At 42.4% G+C, this 12,239-nt stretch carries 13 protein-coding genes; 9 read left to right on the top strand and 4 right to left on the bottom strand.

Features of this window, described 5'->3' with window-relative positions; translation table 11 throughout:
* Positions 1-6 precede the first annotated feature (6 nt).
* From ACGF49_RS10130 to der, 3 genes are all read left to right on the top strand, one after another.
* Positions 7-627, top strand: coding sequence for a YfgM family protein (locus ACGF49_RS10130; protein WP_387490793.1), 621 nt, complete (start codon positions 7-9; stop codon positions 625-627).
* A 14-nt stretch (positions 628-641) separates the two neighbouring features.
* A complete protein-coding gene (bamB, locus tag ACGF49_RS10125; RefSeq protein ID WP_113043658.1) occupies positions 642-1,814 on the top strand; it encodes an outer membrane protein assembly factor BamB in 1,173 nt (390 codons plus the stop codon).
* 157 nt (positions 1,815-1,971) lie between these two features.
* On the top strand, positions 1,972-3,453 hold the full coding sequence (der, locus tag ACGF49_RS10120) for a ribosome biogenesis GTPase Der (RefSeq protein ID WP_113043657.1): 1,482 nt from the start codon (positions 1,972-1,974) through the stop codon (positions 3,451-3,453).
* A 24-nt stretch (positions 3,454-3,477) separates the two neighbouring features.
* Here the strand turns inward: der and ACGF49_RS10115 are convergent, their stop codons facing one another.
* The 3 genes from ACGF49_RS10115 to hemF all read right to left on the bottom strand — a co-directional run bounded on the left by ACGF49_RS10115 (position 3,478) and on the right by hemF (position 6,214).
* On the bottom strand, positions 3,478-3,795 hold the full coding sequence (locus ACGF49_RS10115) for a protealysin inhibitor emfourin (RefSeq protein ID WP_228899746.1): 318 nt from the start codon (positions 3,793-3,795) through the stop codon (positions 3,478-3,480).
* A 159-nt stretch (positions 3,796-3,954) separates the two neighbouring features.
* On the bottom strand, positions 3,955-5,073 hold the full coding sequence (gene prtS / locus ACGF49_RS10110) for a metalloprotease PrtS (protein ID WP_262978131.1): 1,119 nt from the start codon (positions 5,071-5,073) through the stop codon (positions 3,955-3,957).
* A gap of 232 nt (positions 5,074-5,305) precedes the next feature.
* A complete protein-coding gene (hemF, locus tag ACGF49_RS10105) occupies positions 5,306-6,214 on the bottom strand; it encodes an oxygen-dependent coproporphyrinogen oxidase (protein WP_387490787.1) in 909 nt (302 codons plus the stop codon).
* Positions 6,215-6,351: 137 nt separating this feature from the next.
* Between hemF and ACGF49_RS10100 the strand changes: the two genes are divergently transcribed.
* Positions 6,352-6,783 (top strand): GNAT family acetyltransferase, encoded by a 432-nt coding sequence (locus ACGF49_RS10100; protein WP_011145692.1) that lies wholly within the window; start codon positions 6,352-6,354, stop codon positions 6,781-6,783.
* Between the two features lie 124 nt (positions 6,784-6,907).
* On the opposite strand, the gene ACGF49_RS10095 is transcribed toward ACGF49_RS10100, so the two are convergent.
* Positions 6,908-7,324: a YgiW/YdeI family stress tolerance OB fold protein gene (locus tag ACGF49_RS10095; protein ID WP_041379996.1), complete on the bottom strand. Its 417-nt coding sequence runs from the start codon at positions 7,322-7,324 to the stop codon at positions 6,908-6,910.
* Positions 7,325-7,498: 174 nt separating this feature from the next.
* Here ACGF49_RS10095 and ACGF49_RS10090 point away from each other — a divergent pair, with 174 nt between their 5' ends.
* The 5 genes from ACGF49_RS10090 (at position 7,499) to cysA (ending at position 12,153) form a co-directional block, all read left to right on the top strand.
* Positions 7,499-8,107, top strand: a complete 609-nt coding sequence (locus ACGF49_RS10090) for an RpoE-regulated lipoprotein (RefSeq protein WP_387490784.1) — start codon at positions 7,499-7,501, stop codon at positions 8,105-8,107.
* Positions 8,108-8,349: 242 nt separating this feature from the next.
* Positions 8,350-9,372: a sulfate ABC transporter substrate-binding protein gene (locus ACGF49_RS10085; protein ID WP_228899754.1), complete on the top strand. Its 1,023-nt coding sequence runs from the start codon at positions 8,350-8,352 to the stop codon at positions 9,370-9,372.
* Positions 9,372-10,205 (top strand): sulfate/thiosulfate ABC transporter permease CysT, encoded by an 834-nt coding sequence (cysT, locus tag ACGF49_RS10080; protein ID WP_113043650.1) that lies wholly within the window; start codon positions 9,372-9,374, stop codon positions 10,203-10,205. The genes ACGF49_RS10085 and cysT overlap by 1 nt, the downstream gene beginning before the upstream one ends.
* Complete coding sequence (gene cysW, locus ACGF49_RS10075; protein ID WP_262978129.1) at positions 10,205-11,050, top strand: sulfate/thiosulfate ABC transporter permease CysW; 846 nt, start codon at positions 10,205-10,207, stop codon at positions 11,048-11,050. The genes cysT and cysW overlap by 1 nt, the downstream gene beginning before the upstream one ends.
* A gap of 14 nt (positions 11,051-11,064) precedes the next feature.
* Entirely contained in the window at positions 11,065-12,153 is a 1,089-nt protein-coding gene (gene cysA, locus ACGF49_RS10070) for a sulfate/thiosulfate ABC transporter ATP-binding protein CysA (protein ID WP_113043648.1), read from the top strand.
* The last annotated feature ends 86 nt before the right edge of the window (positions 12,154-12,239 follow it).

Here is a 12,239-nt window from a genome sequence, read left to right as displayed (position 1 = left end):
GACTCTGTGGAAGTCTATACCAATGAAAACGAACAAGTAGACGTAATTCGTCGCTTTTTTGCCAATAATGGTAAAGCCTTGGTTTTTGGGCTGGTGTTGGGTGCCGGGGTGCTGATTGGCTGGCGTTACTGGCAATCTCATCAGACAAATCAGTTGCAGGAAAGTGCAGAAGCTTTTGAACGAGTAGATCAAGGATTAATTACCAGTACAAAAGAGAGTCATGTTGCTGCCGAAAAATTTGCCAGTGAAACTAATAATAGTTATGGCGTGATGACGCATATGCATTTGGCTCAACTTGCTGTTGAAAAGAATGAATTAACTAAAGCAGATAAGTTTTTATCTGCGGCGGCCGGTCAGGTAAAAAATGAAGATTTGCTGTCTCTGGTGAATATTCGCCTAGCCAGGGTTCAATTGGCGGAAGATAAAGCGGATGCCGCGCTGAAAACATTGGAACAGGTTAAAGGTTCCGGTTGGGTTGCCGTTGCAGAGGATATCCGCGGTGATGCCCTGTTGAAAAAAGGTGATATTGCCGGCGCCCGCGCAGCGTATACCAAAGGTTTGAGCTCAAATTCACCACAGGCGATCAAATCGATGTTAAATCTTAAATTGAATAACTTATCCAGCTAAGGGGAATTCTTTCAATGCAACTGCGTAAAACACTCTTGGTTGGTTTGGTGGCTTCCGTTCTGCTAGCCGGTTGTTCAAGTGAGCAAGACACAGTAACGATGTCACCATTGCCACAGGTCGAAAATCAATTTAATCCAAGCGAAGTTTGGGATAAATCTGTAGGTGATGGTGTAGGTCGTTATTATTCTCACTTGACGCCAACTTGGCAGGGCTCCGCTGTTTATGTTGCTGATCGTCATGGCATCGTTAAGGCGTTGGGCATTGATAGTGGTAAAGAGATATGGTCGGTGAATCTGGCGGAAAAAGCGGGTTTCCTCTCTTCTCGTATACCTGCATTGCTCTCTGGTGGTCTGACCGTTGCTGGGGATCATCTATATGTAGGTACTGAACGTGCCAAAGTTATTGCATTGAATACCAAAGACGGCCAAGTTGCCTGGCAATCCGACGTTGCCGGTGAAGCGTTGTCGCGTCCTGTGGTGAGTGATGGTCTGGTGCTGATTCATACCAGTAATGGGATGTTGCAGGCATTAAGTGAGTCAGATGGTAAAGTGCAATGGTCCGTTAATTTGGATTCACCGTCATTATCATTGCGTGGTGAATCGGCGCCTGCCGTGGCTTACGGTGCTGCCGTCGTAGGTGGGGATAATGGCCGTGTCAACGCCGTCTTGATTTCTCAGGGGCAGTTGATTTGGCAACAACGTATTTCTCAGGTAACCAGTTCTACAGAAATCGGTCGTCTTAATGATGTTGATACGACACCGGTTATTTCTGAGGGCGTGATATATGCAATAGCTTATAACGGTAATCTGGTGGCGCTTGATATGCGTTCAGGTCAGATCCTCTGGAAGCGTGATTTGGGTTCAGTGAACGAGATGGTTGTTTATGGTGATAATATCTATATTGTTGACCAAAATGATCGTGTTATGGGTCTGCGTCAAAGTGATGGTGTCACTTTGTGGACTCAGACAAAATTGCAACACCGTAATTTAACCGCGCCTGAAATGTATAATGGCTATCTGGTTGTCGGTGACAGTGAAGGTTATCTGCACTGGCTGAATATGGATGACGGTAAGTTTGTTGCTCAACATAAAGTTGATAGTTCCGGTTTAATGAGTCGTCCGGTTGTTGCCAGTGATAAATTGATGGTACAGGCGAAAAACGGTACGGTTTATCTGTTTACCCGTTGAGTATTGCTTACTGCCTGTTTACCGGAAATAAAGTAAAGCGTTAGTTATCCTACGGCTCCTGGATAGAAAAAGAACAGGAGCCGTTTCGTCTTTTTAGTGTTCTGTTGTGGTGAACAGCGGAGTACTAATTTCAAATTAAGTCATGAGGCATCAACAAATGATACCTGTCGTCGCCCTGGTAGGGCGCCCAAATGTGGGTAAGTCCACATTATTTAACCGTTTAACCCGTACAAGAGATGCGCTGGTAGCGGATTTTCCAGGTCTGACTCGCGACCGTAAATATGGTCGAGCTGAGGTTGAAGGGCAGGAGTTTATCATCATTGATACCGGTGGTATCGATGGCACCGAAGAGGGTGTGGAAACCCATATGGCAGCTCAATCTTTGATGGCGATTGAAGAGGCCGATATAGTTCTGTTTATGGTAGATGCTCGTGCCGGACTTATGCCAGCAGACCACGCGATAGCAAAACATCTACGTGGCCGAGAAAAAGCTACTTTTTTGGTCGCGAATAAAACCGACGGTGTTGATATTGATACCGCTACTGCTGAATTTTATTCCCTCGGATTGGGGGATATCTATTCTATCGCGGCTTCTCATGGTCGTGGTGTCACCCAACTTATCGAACGAGTACTGTTACCTTTCTCCGGTAAAGGTGAAGAAGATGTGGTTGAGTTGACTGAGGAAGAGGCCAACGCCGCTTATTGGGCAGAGCAGGAACAGAATGAAATTGAGTTGGTAGAAGAGGAGGAGGATTTTGATCCATCAACTCTGCCATTGAAATTAGCCATTGTCGGTAAGCCAAATGTGGGCAAGTCTACATTGACTAACCGTATCTTGGGTGAAGAAAGGGTTGTGGTTTACGATATGCCAGGAACTACCCGTGACAGCATTTATATTCCAATGGAGCGCGATGGCCGTGAATATATCCTTATTGATACCGCGGGGGTACGTAAGCGGGGTAGGATCACTGAAACGGTTGAAAAATTTTCAGTCATAAAAACCCTTCAAGCGATTGAAGATGCTAACGTTGTATTACTGGTGATCGATGCGCGAGAAGGTATTTCCGATCAAGATTTGTCATTATTGGGTTTTATTCTCAATAGCGGGCGCTCATTGGTCATTGCGGTCAATAAATGGGATGGCATGTCACAGGAAGATAAAGAGCGTGTGAAAGAGATGCTGGATTATCGTCTTGGTTTTGTTGACTTTGCCAGAGTACATTTTATCTCTGCTTTGCACGGTAGTGGGGTGGGGAATCTGTTTGACTCGATCCTTGAGGCTTATGATTGCGCCACTCGTCGTGTCAATACTTCACTGCTAACCCGTATCATGCATATGGCCGAAGAAGATCATCAACCGCCGATGATCCGTGGTCGCAGGGTGAAAATGAAATATGCTCATGCTGGTGGTTATAATCCACCAATTGTTGTGATCCACGGTAATCAGGTAACAGATTTGCCTGATTCTTATAAGCGTTATCTGATGAACTATTTCCGCCGATCCCTAAAGGTGATGGGAACGCCCATTCGGATTCAGTTTAAAGAAGGGGCGAATCCCTATGCTGACAAACGTAATACGTTGACACCAAATCAAATGCGTAAACGTAAACGTCTAATGGCGCATCTGAAAAAGCGTTAATGCTAATAGGAAAAGGGGTGGTGATTAACCACCCTTTTTGTCGGTGTTCCAGATCTGGGTAATGATTTCCGGTGCATCTGACTCAGGAAGGGTGAAGTGGTGTTCTTCATTTCCATTGACGATACTGAGCAGATAATAATCTTGATCAGGATATGCTGCTGATGGCATAGAATCGGAAAAGTCTTGTTTTATGGCTTGAAGAAATAACTGTTGTTGGTGTGAAGACAATGATTCTAAATCCACTGTTTTATCTTGGTTGAGGCCAGGTGTAGCGGCAAATCCTCCTTGTAGGGAAATTGTGATTTTACTATCAGTTGTGAGTTTGAGCGTTTTATTATTCATGATATACCAATTTTTTACGGTTATTTTTCAGGTCTCTTTAGTATAGCGTGAAATTCGTCGTTAACAATTTTAGCATCTTTTATTAGATATATTTTTTACTAGTCAGGTATTACAAATAATAAAATATCGCTGGCGTTAAACCAGCGATATGTTTATAGATTACTCTTCAGTTTTATCTTCAGTTTTATCTTTAGTTTTGTCCTTATCGCCGCCCTTATCGTCTTTATCTTCCTTCACTTTAACGCCCACTTCTGTCCAGCTATCAATAGTTGCTTTTTCAACATCCTCATCAAATAGCTCACGAGCATGTTTAATTGTTAATTTAGCGAAGGATAAGAAGTTAGTATCACGTGCAAGATCTTTATCCAACAATGTGTTGTACCATATTTTTCCTGCTCTTTCCCAGGCATATCCACCTAATTTTATCGCCAGATTATAGAAGGCTTTATTAGGAATACCTGAATTTATATGAACACCACCATTGTCTCTATAAATCGGCAAGTCTTTATAATCATCCATATGACCCGGCTGTGGATCTTTACCGAGATCCTTATCATCATATGCACTGCCAGGGTTTTTCATTGAACGAATCCCTACACCTTTAACGTCTTTGCCCAGTAACTCACTACCTATAATCCAATCAGCGTCTTCAGCTTTTTGTTTCAGATAATGTTGTTTTACTAATGTGCCAAAAACATCTGCTATTGATTCATTCAATGCTCCAGACTGGAAGAAATAGACCAAATCTGCTGTTTTTTCGATAACACCATGAGATAATTCATGGCCGATAACATCAATAGATGTTGTGAAATCATTGAAAAGTTTGCCATCTCCGTCGCCAAATACCATTTGCCCGTCGCCCCAGAATGCATTCATATATTCTTCGCCATAATGCACAGTGGCAATCAATTTCATTCCTTTATCATCTAATGAATTGCGACTAAAAACTTCTTTATAGAAATTATAAGTTGCTTCTAAATATTTATATGCGTTATCAACTGATTTATCTCCGTTATCTGGTTCTCCTTCATCTCGTACTAATTTGCCTGGCAACTTGCGTTTATTTTCTGCATCGTGAATAGAACGATGTATAGTTGTCTTAGTAACTTTATCATCATCGGAATCATCAGAAGATTCTTTAATAACATTGTCCAACATTAAACTCTTAGTATGATTTAATGTCATTAATACTTTCTTCTTTTCGTTATCATTATTATAAATATTTTGAAGAATGTACGGTGGTATTAAGCCTCTGTAGTTATTGTTTTGTATTTGCATAAAATATCTCCTGGAATAAATTTTTAGTTTTAATTAGAGGTACTCTTTAAGTACGGATTCATATTAAACACGTTTCCAACAGATAGTCATCAGGGCTAACCTGCTTCTTTTATGTTAAGGGGTTGTTAACAAAATGTTAAGTTTTTTTATGTGAGGGATTTTTGCATTGGCTGTAATAAAAATATAAATAGTTAGGAATAGTTTTTTATAATATTCCTAACATGATGGAAAATCATATCCAGTTTTTTGCTGGTAGAAAGTCGGTATATAAAGCGGCTTCTGTAGATTCTGGTTCAGGGTGATAATCATGTTCCCAGCGAGCTAATGGTGGCATGGACATTAAGATAGATTCTGTTCGTCCCCCACATTGTAATCCAAATAAGGTTCCTCTGTCCCAAACGAGGTTAAATTCTACATAGCGACCACGGCGATATAATTGAAATTGTCGTTCACGTTCACCCCATAATATCTCCTTCCTTTTTTCTACAATAGGTAGATAGGCAGAAAGGAAACCTTTACCTATATCTTGAGTAAAATTAAAACAATGTTCAAAGTCAGGTGTATTCAAGTCGTCATAGAATAAGCCACCAATTCCACGGGCTTCGTTACGATGTTTAATATAGAAATAATTATCACACCATTCTTTATATTTTGGGTAAACATCTTCTCCATAGGGGCGACATATATTTCTGGCAGTGGTGTGCCAATGAATAGCATCTTCCTTAAAACCATAATAAGGTGTTAAATCAAAACCCCCACCGAACCACCACACTGGTGCTTCACCTTCTTTTTCTGCAATAAAGAACCGAACATTCGCATGGCTGGTTGGTATATAGGGATTCAAAGGATGAATAACTAGAGAGACGCCCATGGCCTGATAATGACGTCCGACCAGTTCAGGACGGTGAGCTGTTGCTGATAAAGGAAGCATATCTCCTGATACATGAGAAAAATTAGCGCCTGCTTGTTCGAATATCGTGCCTTCTTTCATAATTCGACTACGGCCTCCGCCACCTTCTTCTCGTTGCCAGCACTGCTCAGTAAATTTCTCTTTGCCATCTATTTGTTCCAATTGTTGGCAAATTTCATCCTGTAATGAAAGGAAAAAAGATTTAATCTGATTAATGTTTGGTGTATTCATGGTTCTTTTCCCATTATGGTGTGGTGAGCGCTATATTATAGCTATTAGTGGAAGAGAACGCATTTTCGTATTGATTCCGGTGTTAAAGCGGAGATAATGAGAAAATAGTTATTTCAATAAAAACAGGTTGGTTAGGGATGGAAATTCGGGTATTTCGACAAGATGATTTTGAAGAAGTGATCACCTTATGGGAACGCTGCGATTTACTTAATCCTGGTGTTGACCCTGAAGTGGATATCGAGCGTAAATTGACGCATGATCCTGACCTGTTTTTAGTTGCGGAAGTGGTTGGTGAAGTGGTTGGGACGATTATGGGTGGTTATGATGGTCATCGTGGTTCAGCTTATTATTTAGGAGTTCATCCTGAATTTCGCGGTAGGGGAATTGCGAATGCATTAATTGCCCGGTTGGAGAAGAAATTGATTGCTCGTGGTTGCCCAAAAATAGTTCTTATTGTTCCTGAAGATAATGATGCCACTATCTATATGTGTGAAAAACTGGAATATGAAGATCGTCATCAAGAGAGCGTTATTTTCAGTAAGCGTTTGATTGTTGATCAGGAATACTGAGTTTCTACCCTATGGATTTCAAGATGGCTCGCGACGGCAAGGGAGTGAAGCCAACAAAGAGGCAACTTGAAAGATGACGGGTATAGATATGGCTGAGTGAAAGAATTCCACTCAGCCGCAAGCATTAGTTCAATTTGGTGACTTTTTTCACATCAACAGTCATACCATTCCACTCTTTATCGACTTCACCTTCAAGGCGGACTCTATCTTGAGGCGTTATCGTTTGACCATTCCAGTATTTATGATCAACTTCAACTTCAACAATTCCGGCATTATCGCGGAATATGAAGTGATCACTGTGGATACGGGATTCAATATGCCCTTCCAGCACGACCCAACTGTCGTCTCTCATATTTTTAACTTGTTGGGTGGTGGAAACTCTCGCATTTTGATCGATAAAACCACCTTGTGGTACTGCTTGGACCGGAGGCTGTGTTGAATCGGGACCAGAAAAACCACCAAATTGCGTTTGTGAGGCTTGAGCCATTGACGGCATACTGAACAAAGTAATCAAAGCAGTGGTTATAAATATTTTTTTCATCATATTGACCTTATCAATAGTAATGACTTTTATGGGGGGGTAATGATACCGCTAAGTTGTATTTTATCAATAAAATATTAATCTAAAGTAATTAATTTAAATATTCTCTGAAACTAACAATCAGATGTGATGTCTCAGTGCCTATCTCTGTATTGAGTCATAAGGGAACCCGTTATGCAGAAGTATACTTTAACTAACATGTTGTCAGGATTGCGTTTTTTCATAATAAGTGGTGCATTGTTGCTGGCCGGTTGTACGGGGTCATCGGGTTTTTCATGGTCGGATTTGTCTCCTATTAGCTGGTTTGGTAGCCCCTTAAAAATCTCAGATCAGGGTGTGGGAGAAATAAATGGTCTGACAGCAATGAATAAAGAGGCAATAGAGAAGGGGTTGGATGGAAAGTATCACTTACGCAGTGGCATGGAAGCAAAAAATGGCCAATTGGTGACAGTATTTCAAGCAATGGATGGTGATCAATTGAAGATAGCGTTATTTGGTCAGGCCGATGGAAAAATCAGTCGCATCGAAGTGTTGGATGAAGATATTGAAACCGTCTGGGGAACAAAGGTCGGCATGCCATTTTCAGCACTTTATAGCAAGGCATTTGATGTTTGCCGAAATACGGTGAGTGAGTCAGAGAAGAGCGCTATTGTCTGCGTATCCCCACAGAGCAAACATGTCAGTTATCTGTTTACAGGTCATTGGAATGGCCCTGAAGGTTTAATTCCTTCTGATGATGTACTGAAAAAATGGAAAGTGGAACGTATCGTCTGGAAACGATGAGAGTTTCTGATTAAAAACATAAACTGAGCCAGCTTAGTGAATTTGACGTTCCTCTTGCGGAGCCGTAACAGGCCCGCTTTTTTCATTTAAAAACCTTATTATTCCTGTCATCTTATTGCATTTCATACTTTCTAAGTGCAATTTGGTATATTAAACGGCGATAGTTATCTACCTTGTTATAAATAAACTGGGTACATTAGTCACTGGAGCGTTATTTGATGAAATAACGGATAAGGTGAAAAATGAAAAAGTATTCAATAAAAAATACGATACTAAACGGACTAGTAGTAGTAACTTTATTAGGCAGCAGTCATGCCTCTGCTGTAGAGCTATTAAACAGCTCTTATGATGTTGCGCGTGAGCTATTTTCTGCACTGAATCTTGAATTTGAAAAACAGTGGAATGAGCAGTATCCACAAGATAAGTTGATAATCAAACAATCCCACGCTGGTTCCTCCAAACAAGCACTGGCAATTCTTCAAGGATTGCGGGCTGATGTGGTGACTTACAATCAGGTAACGGATGTGCAAATTTTGCATGATCGTGGCAATCTGCTTTCGGCTGATTGGCAGAACCGCTTGCCAAATAGCAGTTCACCTTACTATTCCACGATGGCGTTTCTCGTGCGTAAAGGTAACCCCAAAAATATTCGTAATTGGGATGATTTAGTGCGTCAGGATGTCAAATTAGTCTTCCCAAACCCTAAAACCTCCGGTAATGGTCGTTATGCTTATTTGGCCGCCTGGGGAGCTATTCAACAGGAAAATGGTGGAGATCAGGGTAAAACTCGCGAATGGATGAAACGTTTCCTGAAAAATGTCGCTGTGTTTGATACTGGCGGTCGCGGGGCAACAACTTCATTTATTGAGCGTGGTTTGGGCGATGTACTGATCAGTTTCGAATCTGAAGTGAACAACATTCGCAAGCAGTATGGTGATGATAAATATGAAGTGATCGTTCCACCGGTAGGTATTCTGGCAGAATTCCCTGTGGCTTGGATTGATAAGCATATTGCGAAAAACGGTACAGAGAAAGCGGCTAAAGCTTATCTGAATTATCTTTATAGCCCACAGGCACAGCAGATCATTACTCGCTTTAATTATCGTGTCAGTAATAAAAACGTGATGGCTCAACAGAGGGCCCGTTTTCCGGAAACTAATCTGTTTCGATTGGAAGATCAATTTGGTGGTTGGTCACAAGTGATGAAAACTCACTTCAATACTGGCGGTATGCTGGATCAATTGCTGGCCGAGGGGCATAAGTAATGTTTTCGAGATCCAGTAAGCGAGTATTGCCTGGTTTTGGGTTGAGCTTAGGCAGTAGTTTGTTCTATACCTGCTTGATTTTATTGTTACCCCTGAGTGCATTAGTTGTGCAGCTTTCCAGTATGACCTGGGAACAGTATTGGCAGGTGATTGCTAATCCCCAAGTTGTAGCAGCTTATAAAGTGACATTGCTAGCAGCAGCGGTTGCCAGCTTGTTTAATGCGGTGTTTGGTATGTTGATGGCATGGGTTTTAACCCGCTATCGTTTCCCAGGCCGTAGCTTATTGGATGGTTTGATGGATCTCCCTTTTGCGTTACCTACTGCGGTAGCGGGATTGACATTGGCAACGCTATTCTCTGTGAGTGGTTGGTATGGCTCTTTGCTTGGGCACTTTGATGTGAAAGTAGTGAATACTTGGTTGGGTATTGCGGTAGCGATGGCGTTTACAAGTCTGCCATTTGTAGTGCGAACGATTCAGCCGGTACTTGAAGAGTTAGGGCCAGAATATGAAGAAGCAGCTCAAACATTAGGTGCTAATCGTTGGCAAACTTTCTTGCGGGTTGTATTGCCAGAATTATCTCCGGCTTTAATTGCGGGCACCGCACTCTCTTTTACCCGCAGCTTGGGGGAGTTTGGTGCAGTGATCTTTATTGCCGGTAATATTGCATGGCAAACAGAAGTGGTATCGCTGATGATTTTCATCCGTTTACAGGAGTTTGATTACCCCGCAGCCAGTGCCATCGCATCAGTTATATTGGCAATATCCCTGATATTACTCTTTAGCATTAATACTCTGCAAAGCCGCTTTGGTCGGCGGATTGGAGGGCATTAATGGTTGAATTATCTGAATTTTGTGTAGCACAACGACCACCTGTAAATTGGGCGAAATGGACGTTGATCATAACAGGCGTATTGTTTTCAATCTTACTGTTAGTGATCCCCATTGTCTGGATATTTATGACTGCCTTTTCTAAAGGCGTTGAGATAGTCACTGAGAATCTTTTAGATCCTGATATGTTGCATGCCATCTGGTTAACGATACTGATCGCGTTAATTACCGTTCCGGTAAACCTAATTTTTGGCGTCATGATCGCTTGGCTGGTAACGCGCTTTCAGTTTCCCGGGCGGCAATGTTTATTGACATTGATCGACATTCCGTTTGCTGTTTCGCCGGTCGTAGCTGGTTTGATCTACCTATTGTTTTATGGTTCGAATGGGTGGGCCGGAAGTTTGTTGGAACCCTATGATATCCAATTGATGTTTTCCTGGCCGGGAATGGCCTTAGTAACGATATTTGTGACTTGTCCTTTCGTTGTTCGAGAGCTGGTGCCAATGATGCTTAGTCAGGGGAGCCAGGAGGATGAAGCTGCAATTTTATTGGGGGCGTCTGGTTGGAAAATGTTTTGGCGGGTGACGTTACCTAATATCCGTTGGGCGTTGTTATATGGTGTGGTTTTGACCAATGCCCGGGCAATTGGTGAATTTGGTGCTGTCTCAGTGGTATCCGGTGCTATTCGTGGTGAAACTTACACATTGCCGTTGCAGGTTGAATTACTGCATCAAGATTACAACACCGTAGGGGCATTTACTGCGGCGGCATTGTTGGCATTGATGGCAATTATCACTTTGATTGTTAAAAGTGCTTTGCAGTGGCGGTTAAGTCGTCAACATGGTTAAGGTAGGAGCAGAATATGAGTATTGAAATTAATAATATCAGTAAATATTTTGGTCGGACTCAGGTTCTGAGCGATATCACTCTGAATGTTTTTTCTGGAGAAATGGTTGCTCTGCTTGGTCCGTCAGGCTCCGGTAAAACAACCTTGTTGAGAATTATTGCTGGTCTGGAACAACAAACTGCGGGGAAGCTGAGTTTCCACGGGCAAGATGTTAGCCGTATGCATGCTAAAGATCGGCAAGTTGGATTCGTATTTCAGCATTATGCACTGTTTCGGCATATGACTGTGTTTGATAATGTTGCTTTTGGATTGACAGTACTGCCACGACGTAGGCGTCCGAATATGGCGGCTATCCGCCGTAAGGTTATGGAGTTGCTGGAGATGGTGCAATTGACGCATTTTGCTGAACGCTATCCATCACAACTTTCTGGTGGGCAGAAACAGCGGGTGGCGTTGGCAAGAGCATTGGCTGTTGAACCACAAATTCTATTACTCGATGAGCCATTTGGTGCACTGGATGCTCAGGTAAGAATGGAATTACGCCGTTGGTTACGCCGGCTCCATGAAGAGCTTAAATTTACCAGTGTCTTTGTCACTCACGATCAGGAAGAAGCGATGGAAGTGGCTGACCGGGTTGTTGTCATGAGGCAAGGGAATATTGAACAGGTAGGTACGCCACAAGATGTATGGCGTTATCCGGCAAGCCGTTTTGTGATGGAGTTCTTGGGTGAGGTCAATCATTTTAGTGGGGAAATTAAAGGCTCTCAGCTGTTGATTGGCGGGCAGCACTTGCCTCTCAATGTGACGCCAATCCATCAGGGGAATGTTGATGTATTCTTGCGTCCGTGGGATATCATGATGAACTCGCAACCGACACTTTCTAGTCCATTGCCAGTACAGGTGACTGAGGTCAGTCCTAGAGGGCATTTCTGGCAGCTTTCGGTTCAGCCTCTAGGCTGGCATCATGAATCGGTTGCTGTTATTTGGTTTGATGAAACTTCAGTACCCACAAGAGGAAACTGTTATTTTATTGGTGGCACTGAGGCGCGTTTATATGCGGGTGATAAGCAATTGCAAACACTGAGTTTAGCCCAAACTGCCTGATAATTATTTGAATTTGGTTGGTACCATTTTGCTCATCGCCTTACCGCCAGGGATGGGCATTTTTTATTTAGGGTCTTGCGATATAT

The sequence above is a fragment of the Photorhabdus sp. RM96S genome (assembly GCF_042879335.1).
GTDB lineage: Bacteria > Pseudomonadota > Gammaproteobacteria > Enterobacterales > Enterobacteriaceae > Photorhabdus > Photorhabdus kayaii.
The sequence above is the reverse complement of the archived record's forward strand: the minus strand, read 5'-3'. Positions and strand labels throughout refer to the sequence as shown.

Excerpts from the sequence above, each read along its gene's own strand:
- bamB (WP_113043658.1), top strand. The coding sequence starts at position 642 with ATGCAACTGCGTAAAACACTCTTGGTTGGTTTGGTGGCTTCCGTTCTG.
- der (WP_113043657.1), top strand. The coding sequence starts at position 1,972 with ATGATACCTGTCGTCGCCCTGGTAGGGCGCCCAAATGTGGGTAAGTCC.
- ACGF49_RS10115 (WP_228899746.1), bottom strand. The coding sequence starts at position 3,795 with ATGAATAATAAAACGCTCAAACTCACAACTGATAGTAAAATCACAATT.
- prtS (WP_262978131.1), bottom strand. The coding sequence starts at position 5,073 with ATGCAAATACAAAACAATAACTACAGAGGCTTAATACCACCGTACATT.
- hemF (WP_387490787.1), bottom strand. The coding sequence starts at position 6,214 with ATGAATACACCAAACATTAATCAGATTAAATCTTTTTTCCTTTCATTA.
- ACGF49_RS10100 (WP_011145692.1), top strand. The coding sequence starts at position 6,352 with ATGGAAATTCGGGTATTTCGACAAGATGATTTTGAAGAAGTGATCACC.
- ACGF49_RS10095 (WP_041379996.1), bottom strand. The coding sequence starts at position 7,324 with ATGAAAAAAATATTTATAACCACTGCTTTGATTACTTTGTTCAGTATG.
- ACGF49_RS10090 (WP_387490784.1), top strand. The coding sequence starts at position 7,499 with ATGCAGAAGTATACTTTAACTAACATGTTGTCAGGATTGCGTTTTTTC.
- ACGF49_RS10085 (WP_228899754.1), top strand. The coding sequence starts at position 8,350 with ATGAAAAAGTATTCAATAAAAAATACGATACTAAACGGACTAGTAGTA.
- cysT (WP_113043650.1), top strand. The coding sequence starts at position 9,372 with ATGTTTTCGAGATCCAGTAAGCGAGTATTGCCTGGTTTTGGGTTGAGC.
- cysW (WP_262978129.1), top strand. The coding sequence starts at position 10,205 with ATGGTTGAATTATCTGAATTTTGTGTAGCACAACGACCACCTGTAAAT.
- cysA (WP_113043648.1), top strand. The coding sequence starts at position 11,065 with ATGAGTATTGAAATTAATAATATCAGTAAATATTTTGGTCGGACTCAG.